The following is a 21,625-nucleotide window of genomic DNA, read 5'->3' on the forward strand; positions in this document are numbered from 1 at the left end:
GGGCCTCTATCTCCAAGCGTTCATTGATAGGAGAGCAGTATAACTATGGATGTTGAAGTGAAAGCACCTGCAGATTTAGACACACTAAAAGAGTTAATCGCAAAGCGTTACGACAGTTTGAGCGGACGTTTGCAGCAAGTCGCGGATTTTGTAACCGACCAGCCGATGCTGGTGGCGGTAGAAACCATGGCGACCATTGCCAAGCAAGCCAACGTACCATTGTCGACCTTGAGTCGATTCTCTAATGCGATGGGCTTTGATGGCTTCACTTCTATGCAAGTACTGTTTCGCGATCAGTATTTGAATCGTCCGAGAGACTACAAAGAGCGTGTTCGTAAAGCTCGTGAGATGGAGGACGTCCCACATGACTCGCCTCAAGCCATCTTCCAAGATTTCGGACACGCAAACATTGAAGCACTAGAACAGCTTCAAATGTCGGTCTCTCCACAAAAACTGGAACGTGCAGTGGCTCTGATGGATGGAGCAGAAACCATCTACATCCAGGGGACTCGTCGCGCTTACCCAGTGGCCTTCTATCTTTGGTACGCCCTCATGAAATCCGACAAGAGCGTAGTGCTCTTGGATGATCACGGTGGCATGTTGTCTCCGTTAACTCGACGAATGAACGAAAAAGACGTTCTGTTTGCTATCACCTTCAATCCATACGCGGAAGAAACCAGCCAACTGATTGATGATGCTTGCAAAAAGAACGTACCGATTGTCTGCATTACTGATAACCAAATGACGCCTCATGGCAGCAAAATGGATGTCTGTTTTGAAGTGCAAGAAGGCGAATTGATGGGCTTCCGTTCGCTCAGCAGCTCCATGTATTTGGCGCAGGCGATTGCGGTGAGTCTGATTTGTCGAGAAGTGAAGTAACTTCATCGCTCAGTAATCTCAAATAGGGACGCGATCCTGCGAGCGAATAAGCAGTAAAGCGCGCAGATTTTTCCATACCTTTGTCCACTGATTAAGTGCAACTTAGCGGTTGCGCTGCGGGTTTGCTCGAGCTGAATTCGGCTTATGTCCTGCAATGTACAGGGCAGTGAGAAGAGGTAAATCTGATGCGTTTTGCTCTACATGGCATGTGCTCTCTGCACAGCAATATCCTATCTGATGTCCGACTTGCCAAAGAAACTGGCTACCAAGGGCTCGAAATTCACACCGAAAAACTCTGGCGTTATATTCAAGCTGGCTTCTCCGCTGAGCAACTCAAACAACGTATGGATGAGTTTGGCATTGTCCCAACGGCGATCGACATCATTGGCGCGGTTGAAGTGACAGATAAAGCCAGCCAACGTCAATTGTTCCAAGATTCAGAAACGCTGTGCCGTTTTGCGCAAGCCGTGGGTGCACCTACCATCCAGCTCAATGCTTTTGAGGTATTAAACGGCTTATCCAAAGAGCAAAACATCGAGCTAACGGCACAGAACATTCGCCAGATTGCCGACATTGGTAAGAACTATGGCATCCGTTTCCAATATGAAGGCGCGGCTTGGACTCCAATCGCCAAATTGGAAGATTACTTCCGCCTGTACGACGCCGTCGGCCGCGACAACTTTGGTTTTGTTCTGGATACATGGCACTTATGGGCATGTCGCGGAGCAACGTTGGAACAAGTGGCAAATATCGATGCCGAGCTGATTTTCAACGTGCACTTGTCTGACGGTAAGCGTCCTGCACCGGGCGAAGCGTGGCCTGATGAGCGCGCTCTACGTGGTTACTTACTAGGGCAAGGTGAAGTGCCATTGAAAGAGTGGGTCGATGCGATTCGACAAACGGGTTACGACGGATTCTACTCTGGTGAATTCCTCAACGACCAACTCTGGGAAGGGGATTATTACGATATCGCCGCAGATATGTTGGCGGGTATGAAGCATCAATTCGACTAGTCGACACATAAGGGATTTTCTATGTTTAATATTGCTTTATTTGGAGCGGGTCGAATTGGTCAAGTGCATGCGGTCAATATCGAACGTTCACCTGAAACCACGATTTATTCGCTTATCGAACCTTATGAGGTCTATGCGGATCAGTTTTGTGCGCAGTATCCGCAGACAAAGCGCCAAACCGTAGAAGAGACCATGGCGGATGAGAATGTTCATGCGGTGTGTATTTGCTCGTCAACCGATACTCATGCGGATTTGATTGAGCGAGCAGCAAAAGCAGGCAAAGCGATTTTTTGTGAGAAGCCTATCGACCTTGATTTGGGGCGAGTGCGCGATTGCTTGGGCGTAGTAAACCAGCATCAGGTGCCGTTCTTATTAGGCTTCAATCGCCGCTTTGACCCGCATTTCTTGAGCCTTAAGAAAGCGTTGGATGACGGTCAAATTGGCGAACCAGCAAGCGTAATTATCACCTCTCGCGATCCTGCGCCACCGCCAGCACAATACAGCAAATCGTCCGGAGGTATGTTCCGCGATATGACGATTCACGACCTCGATATGGCGCGGTTTATCTTAGGGGAAGATCCAATCACGGTTACGGCACATGGCAGTTGCAAGGTAGATCCTGCCATTGGTGAAGCGGGAGATATCGATACCAGTGTGGTGACGCTTACATTCCCTTCTGGTGCGATGGTGACGATTCACAATAGTCGCCGTTCTGGTTACGGATACGATCAGCGTCTCGAAGTGCATGGCGAGAAAGGCATGTTGCAAGTGGCGAATCTGACTGAAAATCTAGTCAACTGCAGTACAGAAACAGGGCAAGCAGGCGCAACACCGAAGTATTTCTTCTTAGAGCGCTATGAGCGTGCTTACGTGGCAGAGTGGCAACACTTTGTTGAAGTACTTAAAGGCGAAGCACCATGCTGCTCGGGTATAGATGGTGAGATTGCTCTGACGTTAGCGGATGCCGCGTTAGAGTCGATGCAAACAGGGAAGACGGTTCGTTTGTAGGTCATCCCTAACAGGAAACAAAAAGGGGAGCCGCATTGGCTCCCCTTTCTATTATTGAGATCTTAAAGATGCTTAAGTCTTACTGAGCTTTTTGCTGTTCTGATTTGCAAACAGCGGCAGTGAAGATAACGTCTGTTGAGCTGTTTAGGGCTGTTTCAGCAGAGTCTTGAATCACACCGATGATGAAACCAACGGCTACAACCTGCATTGCTACGTCGTTTGAGATACCAAACAGGCCACACGCTAGTGGGATAAGTAGTAGAGAACCACCAGCAACACCTGATGCACCACACGCTGATACTGCAGCAACAATACTTAGTAGTACCGCTGTCATTAGGTCAACGTCGATACCCATAGTGTGTACCGCTGCTAGCGTTAGGGTTGTGATAGTGATTGCTGCACCCGCCATGTTGATGGTCGCACCTAGTGGAATAGATACTGAGTACGTATCTTCGTCTAGGTCTAGTTTCTTACATAGGTTCATGTTCACTGGAATGTTCGCAGCACTTGAACGCGTAAAGAATGCCGTTACGCCACTTTCACGTAGACATTGGAACACCAACGGGTATGGGTTTTCTTTCGTTTTGAAGTATACGATCGCAGGGTTAACCACTAGCGCAATGATAAACATTGAACCTAGTAGTACCGCTAGAAGGTGAGCGTAGCTTGCTAGTGCACCAAAACCTGTTGTTGCAAACGTTGAGGCAACCAGACCAAAGATACCAAATGGCGCAAGACGAATGATAAAACGAACAATGTGGGAAACACTGTGGCTTAGATCTTCGAATACCGCTTTTGTTGTTGCTGATGCGTGGTGAAGTGCAAGACCAAGACCCACACCCCAAGCAAGAATACCGATGTAGTTTGCTTCTACTAGCGCGTTTACTGGGTTATCAACCAGTTTGAACAACAAGGTTTGGATAACTTCTGCAATACCTTGTGGTGGTGTTGCACCTTCAGCGCCCGTTACTAGCGTTAAATTGGTCGGGAAAAGGAAACTTAGTACTACTGCGGTTAGTGCCGCAAAGAAGGTACCCGCTAGGTAAAGAATTACGATTGGACGCATGTAAGTGTGTTGGTTTTTCTTTTGGTTTGCGATAGACGCAGCCACCAAGATAAATACCAATACTGGAGCAATCGCTTTTAGTGCACCAACAAACAAGCTACCCAGCATACCAACGCTTTCTGCGTGGCTTGGCGAGATAGTCGCAAGCAGAATACCTAAGACGATACCGACGAGGATTTGGAGAACGAGGTTACCGCGAGCGAATCGGGCAACGAGACTGTTGTGTTGCATTTGCATACATCATTCCTGCAATTTTTGACTCAGCAACAGTGCAATATTCAGTCATTACACGGCGTAATGTTCCCTCGCATGAAGGGGCTGAATCTTGTGGTTGTGCTGCTAAGACATCCTGATTATCAATTATCCTGTTTTTATAAATCCAGCCATTTTCTTGCTGAATATCACATATCTTAACTTGGTAATATTTTGTGTCTAGTTTTAGTTTGTTCTTAGTTTAAATGTTTGCTCAATGTTATCGTTATTGGTCTTTTGTGTTGATTTGTATGGCGAAGTATGAATGATGGTTTTTCATAAAGTTATTAAAAAAGGAGGCGTTAGCCTCCTTTGTTCTATTGATTACGCAAATACAACAAACTAGTAACTCTGTTGGCGTTTGCGCTTTCCGTCAACAATACTGCGAACCATTTTGCCGAACTGTTTATTCTGCGCTCTTTGCTCTGCGAGACTCGCTCCGTTATGGGCTTGTTCACGCAATAACTTCTGATAGTTAGTAAAGCGTCGTAGCTCAAGAGAGCCATCTTCAATCGCAGCTTGAACCGCGCAACCTGGCTCGGTTTGATGTTGGCAATCATTGAATCGGCAGTTATCAGCTAAGGCTTCAACATCAGCGAAAGTTTCACTCACGCCTGCCTCGCAATCTGCTAATTGGATCTCTCGCATTCCTGGCGTGTCCATTAAGATCCCACCGGATGGTAATAGGTGGATTGAGCGTGAGGTTGTAGTGTGTCGACCTTTGCTGTCATCCTCACGAATACCACCAGTCGCTTGTTCTTGCTCGCCAAGCAGGGTGTTTACTAAGGTCGATTTTCCTACCCCTGAAGAGCCAATAAATGCGACGGTTTGACCTTCGCCGCACCAACTCATTAATTTGGCAACGTCTGATTCATCCAAACCATTAACGCTTTCCACCATAAGCAACGGATCGAGCTTTTGTACCTGAGCTTTGAGCTCGTCAACATCGTCACATAAGTCTGCTTTCGTCAGCACAATCACGGGCTCTACATCAGCTTCATTGATGAGGGCCAAATAGCGCTCAATGCGACTGAGGTTAAAGTCGTGGTTGAGTGAACAAACGATGAAGACAGTATCCACGTTGGCGGCGATAAGTTGCTCGGCGACCTTACTACCTGCGGCTTTGCGACTGAATAAACTGCGGCGTTCAAGTAGGCGAGAAAACTGTTGCTGGCCATCCAATACTACCCAATCACCAACGGTCATGCTGGGTAACGAGGGATGGATAGGTAAGTGAGTTTCACCTTGTTCGCTAACCACAACGTAACCACTACGATGGTGAGCAATCACTCGCGCAAAAAGCGTGTCTTGGTAATCGTCTAACGTCAATTGTTGTTGAAAAAAGGGTTTCCAACCTAATAGCTTTAATGGGTTAGGTTGAGTTAGTAGTGTTTCACAAAAAGAATGTGTTTTATTCATTGTTGAATTATCCCAGACGCAACAAAGCGCCTTAATACAAATCGCATTAGGGTCTAATTCGCATAGAGCTGACCCCGGTGAAAACCGGGCAAAGAAGGGAGGTGGTGTGGCTTAGCCACGAGAAAAAGTTGGACGTTACCCTTTCACTGCCCAGTTAGTGTTATTCATTACAATCATCATATTTCCTCTTAAGTTGGTGAGTTAACGGTCGGAGTATAGCGACTGTGCTCTGATTCCTACAACTCCTTTGCGTTTTATATGTGTTTTATTCGACGTTCTTCCATCTCTTGTGAATAGGTGTTGGCTTTTACGCCGTAGATGATTTGGATATGTCGTTCATCAATGATCACGACACCATGCACTCCATGCTCCTTCAGTGCTTTTTGATTCACAATGGTGGTGTCTTTTAGTGTGAGTCGTAGCCTTGTCGCGCAAACACCAGTTTCCACCAAATTACTCATGCCACCAATAGCGTCAATGATGGTATCGACATCCTGTTCTAGGTTTGGATTTACTTGCGTCAGCATTTTAAATACGCGAGAAAGGGCTTTTAACATGGCGAGAAACTCGTTTGCAGCAAAGCCTTGTTTATATCTCAGCAGCGGCTGTTTCGCTCTGATTTAGGACACAAAATCATGTATTGATAGTTTGGCGAATACGGCTTAGAGAAAAGAGAGAGGAATAAAAAAGCTCCTCACGTTGGAGGAGCTTTGAATCGATGAAGTGAAGAAGCACTAATGATGATGTTCGTGCTTTTTCATTCCTGCCATGACTTTTTTGACTGGCGCAGTAAAGCTTTGCTTTTGGCCGTTGTCGTAAGTCACTGTCACTTCGATTTCGTCGCCTTCATTAAGCGGCTTTTTAAGGTCAAATAGCATGATATGCAGGCTGCCCGGTTTTAGCTCGGTGGTCTCTTTTGCAGCGAGTGTGATGTGGTCTACTTGGCGCATCTTCATTACATCGCCTTCTTTAATCACATCGTGCAACTCGACTTTACCTGCTGCAGGGGTTTCTGCTGCGACAATATTGATGTCTTCTTGGCTTCGGTTAGCAAAGGTCACAAACACAGCGCTCGTCACAGCACCTGGCGCCATTGCTCGTGCATACGGTTCGTGTGGCATCACGTTTAGGTTTGCTTGTGCCAAAGGGCTTAGAAGTAGGGCGGAGAGGGCTAACGTTTTGATTGCATGCTTAGCTTTCATTGGTTTTTCCTTCTGCTGTCAGTTTAGTTATCGCTTCGACAATTGGCGCAGGCGTTAAGGTGTGTGGCACTTTAGTGATGAGTGTGCCGTCAGGCTTCAAGAAGTAAAAGTAAGAGCTGTGGTCGAGCGTGTATTTCAGCTCTGAGCCTTCTAGCTCCGTTTTACGGAAAATAACACCGTATTTGTGGGCAAGTGGGGTGGTCACGTCGAGTGGTGCGGACAGACCTTCAATCATCGGGTGGAAGTAGTGGGCGTACTTGGCTGATGCATCTGCCTCGTCACGTTCTGGATCAAGCGAGATGAACATTGGGCGCAACTGCGCTTTTTGCGCATCGTCGATTTGATTGAGTGCACCTGCTAGCATGGCTAATGAGGTTGGGCATACGTCTGGGCAACGCGTAAAGCCAAAGTAAACAATGCGAATGCGATCATCGCTGGTATCGAAGATATCGACAGGTTTATCGCCTTCGCCAAACAACACGCTTTGCTCGGTAGTGACTTGTTGTTTTTTCTCTACGTCTTTTTGTCCATCTAGGTACGTTTTGGTACCAAAGCCAAGGACAAACGCAACCACGAGAAAGAGAGACCAATTACGGCTCATATCAATTCCTTATCTTTGCATTTTGAGGGCCGGGTAGATGGTGTCTTTACCGTCGGAAAGTTCACCAACCCACGTCATTGAATCTTGTGTACAAACGGGCAATGTCACATCACCCACAAACTTACCTGGTGCCACTTTCTTTAGCATGAATTTTGGCTCGCCCATTTCCATTTCTCGACCAACCAAACTTAATACGAGCTGATCCGCTTCGCTGTCTTGCCATTCGACTTCGAGCTGAGCTGGGATAAGAGGTTGAGCAGTATCGACGCTAAGCGTCATCGCAACATTATGTTGGATGCAAGGTTCAGTAGAGAGGAAACAGTATTCATCGAGCGACTTAGGTTCGGGCACTGAAGAGAAGTTTTTTATTAGGGTAGGCGCGTAAAAGCCAGCGACCAGTGCCACGGCTATCCCTGCGATTTGTAACACTTTCATTAAGATTCAGTATTTATCACTTAACATTGCCTGCATCCTAGCACAGATGGGATGTACGAAAACTCGTAACTTCAACAAATTGTGCACTATCCCCATCTATTTGAAACCTATTGTTTGTAAAGCGTAAATAAAAAAAGCGGAGCCAATGGCTCCGCTTCTTAAATGATGGAATTGTGGTTCAGATTTACTTGTTTGAATCCGCAAACTTCTCTAAACCAAGTACTAACGCGATAGCGGCTAGCATCATGATCACGGCTAACACCAGTTGTGATGGTTGAGACGTGATGTGCTCAAACTCAAACGGTGATAGGTTTTGCTCTAGCAATGGCACTTGCTCACCCTTCGAGTTAGTACGCCATGTTAGCGTTTCCTTCCAAGGCCAGATCTTTGGTAGCGTACCGATCATTAAGCCAGTTAGGAACATTAAGGTTAAATCGCGGAATTTGCGCAGTAACCAAGACAACAAGTGAGAGAAGGACAGCAGACCAGCAACACAGCCAACAAGGAACAGCGCAAGGATATCAATTTGGAAACCTTTTACCGCGCCCAATACAGGAGCATACATGCCGATCAATAGCAAAATAAAGCTGCCTGAGATACCCGGTAGAATCATCGCACAGATTGCGATAGCTCCAGCCAGAATGGTGTTGATCGCCGTTGGCTCCATATGAAGTGGTTTTAGCACCGTGATGCTGTAGGCGAAACCAATGCCGATCAATAACGCAACAAAACGGATAGCGTCACGCTTTTCTACTTGGCGAATGATGTGGTAGACAGACACCAAGATCAGACCAAAGAAGAATGACCAAATTGGAATTGGATGAGTTTCCAATAACCAACTGATTAGTTTTGCCAGCGTCGCGATGCTGGTGAAAATACCCGCAAACAAAGAGATAAGGAAGAAGCCGTTAATGTGATTAAACGCAGCTTTGAAGCCATCCTTTTTCCAAATCGAGAAAAGTGAAGGGTTAATACGTCGAATGCTTTCTAGCAGTGTGTCATAAATGCCAGTAATAAATGCAATGGTACCGCCTGATACGCCTGGGACAACATCGGCTGCACCCATCGCCATTCCTTTGAAGTAGGTGATTAGATAGTTCATTTCTCAAGTACTAAGTCATGTAGATGGTCCTGAGTATACAAACATTGATGTCAAAAAAGTATGAAATAGTGGTGAGGAAAATATCTAAATGATTGCTTATCTAGGATCTGTTGAACTTTCGTGGTTAAGTTTTGTTCTGATGGGCGCATGGTTAAAATCGTTGTAGGAAAGGAAAGGAGTGTATTGCTTAGTCATTCTAGGCAAACACTCGCTGTAAAAATCAGCTTGAAAGGCCAACAGAACCTAGCAACGTTAAGCTTTTTGGTTAGTTTAGGTGAATAAAAACAGAAAGATACGCGATAAAGAAACGGATTTGTTATCAGCGATAAAGGGGTGCTTGATTGAATAAATGTCAGCGTAAAATCGATAAATTTGTTGAATGAAGTCGTTTGGTGACTTATTTATCACTTATGCCACAGTGTTGCGACTTGCAACTGCAATTTGCATTTTGACTTTGCATATTGCAAATGCTGTAACATCTTGGCGGTTTGATATGAGATCTTGTGCCCAAAAATAATGCTTTTCAAATTGGCATGATTAATGCATAATCCTTTTCGACCCTTCTTAAGCCGAGGGTCACCTAGCCAACTGACGTTGTTAGTGAATATACATTGTTCACATCATACATAAGCCAATCGCCTTAATTGCGGTTGGCTATTTTTTTGTCTGTCGTATACCCAAGTGACTTTGAGATGCAGGATTCAGAGCGTTGTTATTGATGCGAGCGCAATGAAAACAACGCCGTGTAATAGCCAACCCTTTCCAAGTCGTATATATGTACAACGTTCCTTACAGGCTTTGCAATTTGCATGAATGCCCACAAAAAAGGGGCTGACGCAATACGCCAACCCCTGTTTAGCTACTCTCTTTCGAGTGATCAGTAACCCATCAATTGCAGCAAGTTCTCCGCCGTCACAATCGCTTCCTTACGGTTTGCAATGTTGAGCTTTTGGTACAAGTTACGAATGTGAGTCTTAATCGTTGTGCCTGCTACGTCTAACTCTTGAGCGATTTGCTCATTGCTAAAGCCTGAGTAGATCAAACCAAGCACTTGCCATTCACGTTGCGTGAGTGGACTGGTTCGAACCAGCTCCGGCACGTTCGGGTGGTTCACCAGTTTCTCAATAAAGTCTTCATCAAAGTGAATCGAACGGCTGCGTTGGTTTGAAGAGATGTCTTTCATCAATTGCTGAGCACGGTGACGTTCTAAATCGCCCAGCTCATGACGAAGACTTAGCTTCTCTAGTAGACCACCAATCGTTGCACCGTCGATTAAGAAGTTGCCGACCATACCGGTTTGGTTTGTCATCACTAGTGCTTCTTTCAATAGTGCTTTTGCTTGCTCTTCGTCTTTCTGACGCGCGGCAAATACCGCTTCAACCACAAGGTTGCGATTGGTATCGGTCACCAAGTTAGTACGACGAGCTTCGCTTTGTAGGAAGTCCAAAGCTTGTCGCGCTTCGCCATATTGGCCAAGGTTGATGTGAGCACGAGCAATATTGCGCCACTGTAACTGCAAGAAGTGGTTACACGCTGATTCCGGGCGAACTGCGGTGTTCAACCATTCTTGAATTGCTTCTGTGTTGCCACGAGCTTGCCAAAACAAAATCAGAGAGAGCGATGCGTTTGCCGTCCAGTCTACGTGATAAGTGGATTGTTTCATCAAGTGCTGGATGTGTTCGATAAACTTACCCGCTTTGTCTAATTCACCGCGACCAATCGCAATACGCGCCAACATTGAGTAGCTATGTAAGTGCTTACTTGGTGAGTGGTTTTCTAGAATTTGTAGCCCTTTGTATGAGCACTCTTCTGCTTCATCCAAGCGGTTCCAGCACCACAATACTTGCGCGCGAATTCGTAATAAAAACTCGTGAAGAGGAACATGCTGAAGCTGTTGATCTTCAATCAAGCGGAAGCCGGAATCTTGCAGCTCAAATGCTGCTTGGACGTAACCTTGCGCGATCATGATTTCACTTTGTTGCAAGATTGCCCATAACGCTTGGTGGTAAACCTGATACTGACGTGCCAGTTTTTCGGTTTGTTGCATCATTGGTAATGCGCGGTCAAGTTTACCCAGTACGTGGTTTACTTCACCAACGACTGACGTCGCCACGATACGGCTGCGGTACACCGTTGGGTCAAGTTGGCTCAGTGCTAACTCGGCTAACTCTAATGCACGCTCTGGTTGGTTGCTGTTGATTGCAACCTGAGCGAGTAGGGCATTAGCTTGACCTTGATAGCCAGAATCAAGTTCGATATTACGTTTCTTATGCTCTTCTTCGGCTTCTGCTAGTAGCTCACCAACCTGGTTGTAGCGGTGTTGGCTTTGCGCCAACCATGCGCGCAACATCGACAGTTTCGGGTGGCTGAAGAGTAAGTCTTTATCAAGCTGGTTGATCGCCGCTTCTAGCGTTGTTAACTCACCTTGGTTGAACATCTTCCAACCAAATTCATTCAAGATTTCTACGATTAGATCAGTGTCGTCAGATTTCTGTGCGTGGTGAATAGCTTGATGCGGTGCTTTCTGTTTTAGCCAGGCGACAGCTGCGTTACGGTGTAGATCTTTCTCTTGTTGAGGAATACGCGCTTGACGTTCATGCGACAAAAATTCGCCAAACAGATTGTGGAATCGGAACCAGTTTTGTTCACCTTCCAGTGGATAGATAAACAAGCCGTATCGATTGAGTGACTCAATCATGCCGAGTGCATCTTCACGTTGTGTCAATGCAAAGACGAGTTCGTCGTTGAAATGGTCGAGTACCGACACTTGCATTAAGAAATGACGTGTCTCTTTGTCTAGTAGATCAAAGACTTCTTCGACTAAGTAATCCCATAAGTGTGCATGATTAAACTGAGACACCGACTCTACGGTTTGTGCCAGAGTGCGGTTCTGATGCTGTGCTTGTAGGGCGATAAGTTGTAACGCTGATGGCCAACCTTCAACGTAAGTACGTAAGTTGTTCGCCATGTCTTCATCGATGCCATCGGCAATGCGTTGGTTGAAGAAGCGTGTGGTTTCTTCGGTATCGAATGCCAACATTTCGTTGCCGATTTCGATCATCAAGTCACGGACACGAAGGTTCGCAGTGCCTAATGGCGGTGCCGCACGGCTAGTAACCACTACAGTAAGGTTGTCTGGCATGTGCTTTAAGAAAAAACGCATGGACTCGTGAATTTCGTCGTTAGTGATCAGATGGTAGTCATCGAGTACGACGTAACACTCATGCTGAAAATCTGCCATTTCAGCGAAAACTTCGCTGAATAAAGAGCGTAAAGAAGAGAACTGACGCTTTTCAGCCAATTTTTGAGCGTTAGAGCAGTTGTAGTTGGTCGCTTTGTTTAAAGCTTGCAGTAGATAGTTAACGAATCGGAAACCATCGTTATCACTGTCGTCGATACTGTACCAACCTACATTGGGTTTGTCTGACAGCCACTGTGCCGCCATGGTGGTTTTCCCGTAACCAGCCGGCGAGCGAAACAATACCAGTTTGTAGTAAGGCGCTTGTTGCAGTAAGTCCAACACTCGCGGACGGACGATTGCGTTGTGCAGGCGACCTGGGCGAGTAAGTTTAGATGGAATCCACATTATAAATTCTGTCCTTAATTTTTTGAGCTAGCGAAACTAGAAACTGACTCACACCACTAAATTCTAGTTTGTATAAAAAGTGTACAGGCTTGCGAGTCGTTTTGGATGTTACGACAACAGAATTGGTTGTTACTTTGATCCACTTCCTAATTCTCAAGAGTTGATGCAAATGCCACCAACTACGCCCTTTATTTGTGATTTTGGTCACTTAAACATCGATGGTATTGATCCCATGTAGAGAGAGTTGCACATCTATTAAGGAGAAATTATCAATGTTAAAAGACGTAATGTGATCGATAAGACAGTTTTTACATTGGAGTAGGAAGGGGGAATAAAAAACGTCATGAACAAATTTTAATCTTTCTCACAGATGGCTGTGATCCGAATCACTAAGAATAGGGTTATAGGCTGCCGTGTTGCGATTTGGATCACTAAGTTTGCAAGCTTACGCCCTCTACGCCCTACCCCCTCCTCCTTGTAGGGAGGACAAATGGGAGGATGTTTATTCACAGAGGGAAATGCACGATGTATGGCAGATGAATTACTAAAAGACGTGAGAATTTCTTAATGAAACCTACTCAACAGAAACAATTTGACAAGAAGTCGTTCCAAGAAAGCGTAAAGAAACATCTATCTGTGACTTACGCTCACACGGTTGAAAATGCAGATAGCCGCGCATGGTACCTAGCAATGGGTCGTGCATTGGCTGAGTTTACGACTTGTGATTTGCTTGCTACTGAAGCAGACGCTCGCATCCAAGAAGCGAAAAGCGTTAACTACCTTTCACTAGAATTCCTTATCGGTCGTTTGACTGGTAACAACCTAATCAGCATGGGTCTTTACGAAGAGATCACTGAAGCGATGGCTGAGCTAGGTCACAACCTAACAGACCTTCTAGAAGAAGAGCGCGACCCATCACTGGGTAACGGTGGTCTAGGTCGTCTAGCTGCATGTTTCATGGATTCATGTGCGGCTCAAGAATTCCCAACAGTAGGTTACGGCCTACACTACGAATACGGTCTATTTAAGCAGTCGTTTAAAGATGGTCGTCAACAAGAAGCACCAGACGCATGGCGTGGTGTAGAAGGTTACCCTTGGGAAGTGGCTCGTCCAGAGCTAGCGCAAGAAATCGGCTTCTACGGTCACGTTGAAGTGGTAAACGAAAACGGTAAAGAAGTTCGTAAATGGGTTCCTGGCATGTCTGTAAAAGCAATGCCTTGGGATCTGCCTATCGTAGGTTACGAATCAGATACTGTTTACCCTCTACGTCTTTGGGAATGTCAGGCAATTGCACCGTTCTCACTAGAAAGCTTTAACAACGGTGATTACTTCGAAGCTCAGCACGCACTGATCGACGCAGGCAACATCACTAAAGTGCTTTACCCGAACGATAACCACGAGAAAGGTAAAACACTGCGTCTAATGCAACAGTACTTCCACTCTGCAGCATCTGTACGCGACATCCTACGTCGCCACGAAGCAGCAGGCTACTCGCTAGCGGATCTACCGAAGCAAGAGACTATCCAGCTGAACGATACGCACCCAACGATTGCTATTCCTGAGCTAATGCGCATCCTAGTGGACGAGAAAGGTCTGACTTGGGAAGCGGCTTGGGAAATCAGTTCTCAGACTTTCGCGTACACTAACCATACGCTACTTCCTGAAGCACTAGAGACATGGCCAGAATCGCTAATCCAGCGTCTACTCCCACGTCACATGGAAATCATTTTTGAAATCAACCACCGCTTCCTACAAGAAGTTCGTAAGATGTGGCCTGGTGACGGTGAGAAGCAAGCTAAGCTTTCTATCATCCAAGAAGGTTTCAACCGCATGGTTCGCATGGCAAACCTATGTGTAATCGGTTCTTACGCAGTTAACGGCGTAGCAGCACTTCACTCTGAGTTGGTTAAGAAAGACCTATTCCCAGAGTTCCACGAGATGTACCCAACTCGTCTACATAACGTAACAAACGGTATCACGCCACGTCGTTGGTTGAAGTTCTGTAACCCAGGTCTATCTAAGCTAATTACCGATAAGATCGGTCCTGAATGGCCAGCAAAACTTGAGCAACTAGAAGGTATCGCTAAGTACGCAACAGACGCGAAATTCCAAAAAGAGTTCATGGCTGTTAAGAAAGAAAACAAACAGCGTCTTGCTGATTGGGTTCTAGATAACATGGGTATCGAACTAGATACTAACGCTATCTTCGACGTTCAAATCAAGCGTCTACACGAGTACAAGCGTCAGCACCTAGATCTGCTACACATTCTGTCTCTATACCACCGCATCCTAAACGAACCTGGTTTCGAGTGTGAGCCTCGCGTATGTTTCTTCGCTGCGAAAGCTGCTCCAGGTTACCACCTAGCGAAAGAAATTATGTTCGCAGTGAACAAGGTTGCAGAGAAGATCAACAACGATCCACGTATCGGCAACAAACTGAAAGTGGTCTTCATCCCTGACTACCGCGTGAGCATGGCTGAAATCATCATCCCTGCGGCAGACGTTTCGCAACAAATCTCTCTAGCAGGTAAAGAAGCATCTGGTACAGGTAACATGAAGATGGCTCTTAACGGTGCCCTAACTATCGGTACGATGGATGGTGCTAACGTTGAGATTCGCGAAGAAGTGGGCGACGAGAACATCTACATCTTCGGTCTTGATGTTGAAGGCGTGAAAGCGGTTAAAGCAGCTGGCTACAACCCTTACGACTACTACAATGCTGACCACTTACTAAAAGCGTCTCTAGACCTACTAACAGGTGATGAGTTTACGCCAGGTCAACCAGGTCTACTACGCGCTACATTCGATAGCCTACTCGATGGCGGTGACCCGTACCTATGTCTTGCTGACTTCGCATCTTATGTGAAAGCGCATGAAGAAATGGGCAAACAATACAAAGACCAAGCTGGCTGGGCTAAGAAAGCCATTCTTAACACTGCCCTAGTTGGCAAGTTCACATCAGACCGCTCAATTCGTGACTATGTGAACAACATCTGGAAACTAGAAGCGGTAAAACGTTAAAAGTGATACCCAAGTAACCCCAGGATGCTTTGTTCAGCGAGATTGACTTGGTTTTCAGGCAAGGCAACGATTTGAAGATATAGTGGTTCTATATCAAAAATTGTTAACGAAGCATGTAAGACAAGGCAACTCGCCCTCTGGGAGCGTGTCATTGACCCGATTTCGGTGTCAAACAACTAGGAAAGAGGCTGCTATTCCACGGCGTTGTTTTCCTTGAACTCGAATCAATGACAACGCTCTGAACTGTGCATCTTGAGGTCACTTGGGTATAAGACCAAGGTAGCCGAGCGCTGCCTTTGGTCATTTTCAAGAATTAGTTATTGATAACAATAAAACCCTACATGGAAGGTGTCGGTATTACCTTCGGAGAAAGCGATGAAAGAACAAACAGCATTAAAGAAAGTCGCAGACATGGCGCGATTAGCTGATAGCTACGTCAGCGCGTGGGGAGACGAGGCAAAAGTTTCTGAGGAGACACTACGCCGCTTGCTCACTTCACTTGGCTACGATACTAGCAGCGATGAGAAGCTATTGGCTTCTGCTGAGAAAAAACATAAGAAAGACGTACTAGCCCCTGTTCTTGTTTTACGCGACGGCGACCCAGTCGAAGTGGAACTAAACCTAGGTACGAGTGCTCGTGAGAGTGAATTTAGCTGGCGTTTAGAAACAGAACAAGGAGAGGTACTTGAAGGCTATCTTCAGTCGCAAATTGTTCGTGATGAACGAGCTGAGGGTGGCCCTCTAGTGTTTGCATTGCCAAAGAATTTGGCATGGGGTTACCACAAACTGATCATCAGCCGTAAACGTCGTAAGACACCTTACGAAATGTCGCTGATCATCACACCGAAAGCGTGTTTCAAACAAGAAGATCTAAACCAACATAAAAAGCTATGGGGTCCAAGCATTCAGCTTTACACACTGCGTACTCAGCACAACTGGGGTATCGGTGACTTTGGTGACCTTAAGCAGTTGGTCAGTGATATCGCCTCTCGTGGCGGTGACTTCATTGGTTTGAACCCAATTCATTCATTGTTCCCAGCGAACCCTGAAGGTGCGAGCCCATACAGCCCGTCTTCTCGTCGTTGGCTGAACATCATGTACATCGACGTAAGCTCTGTGCCTGAATTTGCACTAAGTGCAGAAGCACAACAACGCGTTGGCAGCGCTGAGTTCCAACAGCGTCTGCAAAAAGCTCGTGAAGCACACTGGGTGAACTACACCGAGGTTTCTGAGCTTAAGATGAACATTCTTCCGCTGCTATTTAGCGAGTTCAAAGCACGTCATCTAGACAAGAACACTGATCGTGCGCGCGCGTTCCTAGAGTTTGTAGAACTTGGCGGTGAGAGCCTACTTCACCAAGCGGCATTTGATGCTCTGCATGGTGAATTACACGCTGAAGATTCAAGTGTTTGGGGCTGGCCGGTATTCCCTGAGAAATTCCGTACGTTTGATGCTGCGGCAACTCAGAAGTACATCAAAGACAACTCTGAGCGTGTTCACCTGTACATGTACCTACAGTGGATTGCAGACGATCAAATCAAAGAAGCACAGGCTCTTGCAGAAGAAAAAGGCATGGCGGTTGGTCTATACCGTGACCTTGCTGTTGGTGTTGCAGATTCAGGCAGCGAGACTTGGGCTGATGATGGCAACCTAGTACTGGATGCAAGCATCGGTGCGCCACCAGATATCCTTGGTCCTCTGGGGCAAAACTGGGGTCTGCCTCCGCTAAACCCACAAGTGTTGGAAGCGACAGGCTACGACGCGTACATCAAGTTGCTACGTGCAAACATGAAGCATTGTGGCGCACTGCGTATTGACCACGTTCTTGGTCTGCTTCGCCTTTGGTGGATTCCAAAAGGTGAGAAGGCGACAGAAGGTGCATACCTGTACTACCCAGTTGAAGATATGCTAGCAATCCTAGCGCTAGAATCTCATCGTCATCAGTGTTCTGTAATCGGTGAAGATTTGGGTACCGTGCCTGATGAAATCGTTGATATCCTTCGTGACGCAGGTGTTCACTCATACAAAGTATTCTTCTTCGAAACATCAAAAGACGACGGCGGCTTCATTTCTCCGAAGCATTACGCTGAGCAGTCTATGGCGGCATTGTGTACGCACGATATGCCAACCCTACGTGGCTTCTGGCACTGTGATGACTTGAAGATGGGTCGAGAGATCGGTCTGTACCCAGACGAGCAACAACTGGAAGGTCTGTTTGATGACCGTTTGAAGTGCAAACAAGGCATCCTAGACAGTGTTCGTTGGCATGGTTACCTACCAGAAGGTATCGGTCATGATGCGCAGTACGTACCAATGGATGGTTACCTAAGTGAAGCATTGCAACTGCATGTGGCTGCGGGTGACTCAGCACTACTAAGTGTTCAGCTTGAAGACTGGCTAGAAATGGACCAACCGGTAAACATTCCAGGTACTGTTGACGAGTATCCAAACTGGCGTCGTAAACTATCGATGAACCTTGACGAAATCTTCAGCCGTGAAGACGTTAACCGTATTTCTAAGCGCCTCACTGAAGTGCGTGCGAAAGCGAGCAAATAAGGTGGAATGGGTGATGTAGGAGTTCGCGAATTTAATTGCGCTGAGGTACGAAAGTACAGCCTAGGTCACTCATTAAATCGGCACAATCCGTTAGGATGAAGTACCGTTATTATGCCCGCAACAATAGCGGGCATTTTTGTTTTTTGACGCTATTTTATTCATCTCTTGGATAGAGTGCGGTTTTTATAATTGTGTGAATTCACAACGTTTGGCTGAGGAAATCCGATGTTCAAAAACCATAAGGAGAATATCGGTGCTAGGGAGAAAGATTTGAAAAACAAGGTAAAGAAAAAATACGAACGCGTCTATGAATTACTAGCTGAGGCGGCTTACTCAGACCCATTTGCGTCACTTGGTCCATTCATCGATGATGGCGAAGGATCGTTACGAGTTTGGATGCCGGGTGCAGACAAAGTTGAATTGGTTGTCAGCGGTGAACCTCGTGTTGAGTTAGAACGCGAAGGCGAGAGCGGCTTCATCTTGAAAGAGAAGCGTGACCTGCACCTAACTCACTACCAACTTGCTGTGGATTGGGATGGCGTGGAACAGCTCATTGACGACCCTTACCAGTACCACAACATTTATCAAGAATACGAGCACCTGCACACGCCAAAAGACATGTACCGCTACATGGGATCGCAGTTTGTGACCATCGAACGCGGTGGTGAAAATATCTCTGGTGTGCGCTTCCTTGTTTACGCCCCTCATGCTTCTGCAATCAGCTTAGTGGGCAGCTTCAACCAGTGGGATGGTCGTCGCCATCCAATGCAACGCCTCGACTACGGTATCTGGGGCTTGTTTATTCCTAGTTTGGAAGAGGGCGTACAATACAAATTCGAACTCAAAGGTCCAAATGGGGAAGGGCTCCCTCATAAGCAAGACCCTTGGGGCTTCTACTCTGAACAATACCCATCATTCGCGTCGATCACTTACGATCACAACCGTTACCAATGGCAAGATGCAAAGTGGCAAAATCGTCCCGTCACACAGAAACGTGATGAAGCCTTATCTTTCTACGAACTGCATGCGGGTTCTTGGAAGCGTAACGCAGATGGGGATTTCCTAAATTACCGTGAACTCGCGGCTGAGTTAGTGCCTTACCTTGTGGATATGGGCTACACCCACGTTGAGCTGATGCCAGTTTCAGAACACCCGTTCTTTGGCTCTTGGGGTTACCAACCTGTAGGGTTGTTTGCGCCGACGAGTCGCTACGGCTCTCCAGATGATTTCAAATTCTTTGTTGATGCCTGTCACCAAGCTGGCTTGGGCGTGGTACTGGATTGGGTACCTGCGCACTTCCCATCGGATGATCATGGTTTAGCGAACTTTGATGGCACACCACTGTTCCACGATCCAGATCCTCGCCGCGGTTGGCACCAAGACTGGAACTCTTACATCTACGATCTAGGTCGTGAGCATGTGCGCCGTTTCCTTGTGTCTAACGCGCTGTACTGGTTTGAGCAATTCCATATTGATGGTATCCGTGTGGACGCTGTTGCGTCGATGCTCTACCTAGACTACTCACGCAGTCACGATCAGTGGATTCCAAATGTGGACGGCGGCAACGAGAACTACGATGCGATCGCAACGTTGAAGTGGATGAACGAAGAAGTGTACAAGCACTTCCCGAATGCAATGACCATTGCAGAAGAATCGACGGCATTCCCGGGCGTATCTGCACCGACATTTATGGGCGGTTTAGGCTTTGGCTTTAAGTGGAATATGGGTTGGATGCACGACAGTCTTTCTTACATCCAAGAAGATCCTATTCACCGCAAATACCACCACAATACCATCACGTTCCCGCTTGTTTACGCACATAGCGAGAACTATGTACTGTCGCTATCTCATGATGAAGTGGTGTACGGCAAAGGTTCTATCCATAACAAGATGCCAGGTGATGAGTGGCAACAAACGGCGAACCTACGTGCTTACTACGGTTACATGTATGGTCAACCGGGTAAGAAGCTAAACTTCATGGGGGCAGAGCTTGGTCAAACCGCAGAGTGGAATCACGATGACCAGTTACAATGGTTCTTACTTGAGTTTGGTCGCCACCAAGGTGTGCAAGCACTGATTCGCGACTTGAACCACTTGTACCGTGACGAAGCGGCGATGCACGATCAAGATTGTGTGCCTGCTGGTTTTGAATGGCGTCTGCAAGATGAAGCGGAAGCAAGTATCCTTGCGCACGAACGTATTAGCCAAGATGGCGAACGTGTATTGGTGATCAGTAACTTCACACCAGTGCCTCATGAGCGTTTCCGTTTGGGTGTGCCGATGGAAGGCAAGTACGAACTTCTGTTGAATACTGACGACGCGAAATACGACGGTAGCGGCTTTGAGGTACTAAGCAGAGTCGAAACGCAAGAAGTAGAAAGCGAGTCGTTACCTCAATCTCTTGAGCTGCGTTTACCACCTCTATCGACAGTATTCTATAAACTGACGAAATAACTTTCATTAATCAAACAGTAAGCCCGGTTTACATTGTAAATTGGGCTTTTTTTAACCAATTTTTGACCTTGTAAACTTGTTGTTCTACCTTGAATCAGGCAACCTTCGCTCCCATTTACTTGAACACTCGCACGTGTAAAAGTGGCGTATTCCTTACTCTGGCTAGGCAAATAAAGCATGCTGAAAAGACTGAAGTCGTTTCTATTCAAAATTTCATTGGTTTTGTTACTGACTCCCGTTTTGCTGGTGGGCTTCGTCAAATACGTGAATCCGCCTCTATGGGGATGGAAGATCAGCCGCATGATCTCGCCACCAGAAGGCTATCCAGAGAGTAGCCAGCAAGAGTGGGTACCGCTGCCTCAGATTTCAAAAAATATCCAACTTGCGGTGATGGCTACGGAAGATCAGAAATTTCCTCATCACTATGGGGTGGATTTTGATTCACTGTTTTCTGTTATCTCACAAGCCGGCGAGAACGGACCTTCTCGTGGTGCAAGTACGATTACTCAGCAAACTGCAAAGAACGTATTTCTGTTCCCTTCACACTCTTATGTGCGCAAAGCGTACGAGCTCTACTTTGCTCTTTTAATGGAGGCAATGTGGAGTAAAGAACGCATCCTCGAAGTGTATTTGAATGTCGTGGAGTTTGGTCCCGGTATTTACGGTATCGAAGCTGCAGCACAAAACTATTACGGCATTCGGGCTAGCCAACTGACCCAATGGCAAGCGGCGAGGTTAGCGGTGGTTCTGCCGAATCCTTACAAGATCAAAGTGTATCCGCACACTAATTACACTCAACATCGCACCAATTGGGCTCTGACCCAAATGCGCAATCTTGGCAACGTCGAGTTATAAGTTTCTCTTTTCCTTAACTATCTTGTGTCCGTAAATAGAACTACGCCCCGATAAAGGCAAAATGTGAAGCGTCACAAGCTTTAGGGCGTAGCCTTATAGAATGATGTGCTCAGTTTTTCATCCATTTACTATTAGTGTGAATAAAACTACAACACGAATACTGCGTCTATGCGCAA

The 21,625-nt window shown here is 46.5% G+C and carries 15 protein-coding genes; 7 read left to right on the top strand and 8 right to left on the bottom strand.

Features of this window, described 5'->3' with window-relative positions; translation table 11 throughout:
- The first annotated feature begins 45 nt into the window (after positions 1-45).
- The 3 genes from QMY49_RS20200 to iolG all read left to right on the top strand — a co-directional run bounded on the left by QMY49_RS20200 (position 46) and on the right by iolG (position 2,900).
- Entirely contained in the window at positions 46-879 is an 834-nt protein-coding gene (locus tag QMY49_RS20200; protein WP_005447408.1) for a MurR/RpiR family transcriptional regulator, read from the top strand.
- A gap of 185 nt (positions 880-1,064) precedes the next feature.
- Positions 1,065-1,892: a sugar phosphate isomerase/epimerase family protein gene (locus QMY49_RS20205; RefSeq protein WP_283316409.1), complete on the top strand. Its 828-nt coding sequence runs from the start codon at positions 1,065-1,067 to the stop codon at positions 1,890-1,892.
- Positions 1,893-1,913: 21 nt separating this feature from the next.
- On the top strand, positions 1,914-2,900 hold the full coding sequence (iolG, locus tag QMY49_RS20210) for an inositol 2-dehydrogenase (RefSeq protein ID WP_283316411.1): 987 nt from the start codon (positions 1,914-1,916) through the stop codon (positions 2,898-2,900).
- 79 nt (positions 2,901-2,979) lie between these two features.
- Here the strand turns inward: iolG and sstT are convergent, their stop codons facing one another.
- The 8 genes from sstT to malT all read right to left on the bottom strand — a co-directional run bounded on the left by sstT (position 2,980) and on the right by malT (position 12,563).
- Positions 2,980-4,197, bottom strand: coding sequence for a serine/threonine transporter SstT (gene sstT / locus QMY49_RS20215; RefSeq protein WP_026000277.1), 1,218 nt, complete (start codon positions 4,195-4,197; stop codon positions 2,980-2,982).
- A 363-nt stretch (positions 4,198-4,560) separates the two neighbouring features.
- Entirely contained in the window at positions 4,561-5,637 is a 1,077-nt protein-coding gene (gene rsgA / locus QMY49_RS20220; RefSeq protein ID WP_009700613.1) for a ribosome small subunit-dependent GTPase A, read from the bottom strand.
- Between the two features lie 254 nt (positions 5,638-5,891).
- Positions 5,892-6,194: a PTS sugar transporter subunit IIB gene (locus QMY49_RS20225; protein WP_283316412.1), complete on the bottom strand. Its 303-nt coding sequence runs from the start codon at positions 6,192-6,194 to the stop codon at positions 5,892-5,894.
- Positions 6,195-6,371: 177 nt separating this feature from the next.
- Positions 6,372-6,839, bottom strand: a complete 468-nt coding sequence (locus QMY49_RS20230) for a copper chaperone PCu(A)C (RefSeq protein WP_005447418.1) — start codon at positions 6,837-6,839, stop codon at positions 6,372-6,374.
- The gene (locus QMY49_RS20235; protein ID WP_005447419.1) at positions 6,829-7,440 is read right to left on the bottom strand and encodes an SCO family protein; all 612 of its coding nucleotides are present in this window, start codon (positions 7,438-7,440) and stop codon (positions 6,829-6,831) included. Before QMY49_RS20235 ends, QMY49_RS20230 begins: the two co-directional genes overlap by 11 nt.
- Positions 7,441-7,449: 9 nt before the next feature.
- Complete coding sequence (locus tag QMY49_RS20240) at positions 7,450-7,875, bottom strand: hypothetical protein (protein ID WP_283316413.1); 426 nt, start codon at positions 7,873-7,875, stop codon at positions 7,450-7,452.
- A gap of 184 nt (positions 7,876-8,059) precedes the next feature.
- Entirely contained in the window at positions 8,060-8,977 is a 918-nt protein-coding gene (locus QMY49_RS20245) for a polyprenyl-phosphate transporter (protein WP_005437870.1), read from the bottom strand.
- Between the two features lie 877 nt (positions 8,978-9,854).
- Entirely contained in the window at positions 9,855-12,563 is a 2,709-nt protein-coding gene (malT, locus tag QMY49_RS20250; RefSeq protein WP_005447421.1) for an HTH-type transcriptional regulator MalT, read from the bottom strand.
- A gap of 567 nt (positions 12,564-13,130) precedes the next feature.
- Between malT and QMY49_RS20255 the strand changes: the two genes are divergently transcribed.
- From QMY49_RS20255 to mtgA, 4 genes are all read left to right on the top strand, one after another.
- The gene (locus QMY49_RS20255) at positions 13,131-15,584 is read left to right on the top strand and encodes a glycogen/starch/alpha-glucan phosphorylase (RefSeq protein ID WP_005447423.1); all 2,454 of its coding nucleotides are present in this window, start codon (positions 13,131-13,133) and stop codon (positions 15,582-15,584) included.
- A gap of 375 nt (positions 15,585-15,959) precedes the next feature.
- A complete protein-coding gene (gene malQ, locus QMY49_RS20260) occupies positions 15,960-18,140 on the top strand; it encodes a 4-alpha-glucanotransferase (protein WP_283316418.1) in 2,181 nt (726 codons plus the stop codon).
- A gap of 225 nt (positions 18,141-18,365) precedes the next feature.
- Positions 18,366-20,594 (top strand): 1,4-alpha-glucan branching protein GlgB, encoded by a 2,229-nt coding sequence (glgB, locus tag QMY49_RS20265; protein WP_283316419.1) that lies wholly within the window; start codon positions 18,366-18,368, stop codon positions 20,592-20,594.
- Positions 20,595-20,771: 177 nt separating this feature from the next.
- The gene (gene mtgA, locus QMY49_RS20270) at positions 20,772-21,449 is read left to right on the top strand and encodes a monofunctional biosynthetic peptidoglycan transglycosylase (RefSeq protein WP_069217727.1); all 678 of its coding nucleotides are present in this window, start codon (positions 20,772-20,774) and stop codon (positions 21,447-21,449) included.
- Positions 21,450-21,625 lie beyond the last annotated feature (176 nt).

This window comes from Vibrio harveyi, from assembly GCF_030060435.1.
In the GTDB taxonomy this organism is placed as follows: Bacteria; Pseudomonadota; Gammaproteobacteria; order Enterobacterales; family Vibrionaceae; genus Vibrio; species Vibrio harveyi.

Excerpts from the sequence above, each read along its gene's own strand:
- QMY49_RS20200 (WP_005447408.1), top strand. The coding sequence starts at position 46 with ATGGATGTTGAAGTGAAAGCACCTGCAGATTTAGACACACTAAAAGAG.
- QMY49_RS20205 (WP_283316409.1), top strand. The coding sequence starts at position 1,065 with ATGCGTTTTGCTCTACATGGCATGTGCTCTCTGCACAGCAATATCCTA.
- iolG (WP_283316411.1), top strand. The coding sequence starts at position 1,914 with ATGTTTAATATTGCTTTATTTGGAGCGGGTCGAATTGGTCAAGTGCAT.
- sstT (WP_026000277.1), bottom strand. The coding sequence starts at position 4,197 with ATGCAACACAACAGTCTCGTTGCCCGATTCGCTCGCGGTAACCTCGTT.
- rsgA (WP_009700613.1), bottom strand. The coding sequence starts at position 5,637 with ATGAATAAAACACATTCTTTTTGTGAAACACTACTAACTCAACCTAAC.
- QMY49_RS20225 (WP_283316412.1), bottom strand. The coding sequence starts at position 6,194 with ATGTTAAAAGCCCTTTCTCGCGTATTTAAAATGCTGACGCAAGTAAAT.
- QMY49_RS20230 (WP_005447418.1), bottom strand. The coding sequence starts at position 6,839 with ATGAAAGCTAAGCATGCAATCAAAACGTTAGCCCTCTCCGCCCTACTT.
- QMY49_RS20235 (WP_005447419.1), bottom strand. The coding sequence starts at position 7,440 with ATGAGCCGTAATTGGTCTCTCTTTCTCGTGGTTGCGTTTGTCCTTGGC.
- QMY49_RS20240 (WP_283316413.1), bottom strand. The coding sequence starts at position 7,875 with ATGAAAGTGTTACAAATCGCAGGGATAGCCGTGGCACTGGTCGCTGGC.
- QMY49_RS20245 (WP_005437870.1), bottom strand. The coding sequence starts at position 8,977 with ATGAACTATCTAATCACCTACTTCAAAGGAATGGCGATGGGTGCAGCC.
- malT (WP_005447421.1), bottom strand. The coding sequence starts at position 12,563 with ATGTGGATTCCATCTAAACTTACTCGCCCAGGTCGCCTGCACAACGCA.
- QMY49_RS20255 (WP_005447423.1), top strand. The coding sequence starts at position 13,131 with ATGAAACCTACTCAACAGAAACAATTTGACAAGAAGTCGTTCCAAGAA.
- malQ (WP_283316418.1), top strand. The coding sequence starts at position 15,960 with ATGAAAGAACAAACAGCATTAAAGAAAGTCGCAGACATGGCGCGATTA.
- glgB (WP_283316419.1), top strand. The coding sequence starts at position 18,366 with ATGTTCAAAAACCATAAGGAGAATATCGGTGCTAGGGAGAAAGATTTG.
- mtgA (WP_069217727.1), top strand. The coding sequence starts at position 20,772 with ATGCTGAAAAGACTGAAGTCGTTTCTATTCAAAATTTCATTGGTTTTG.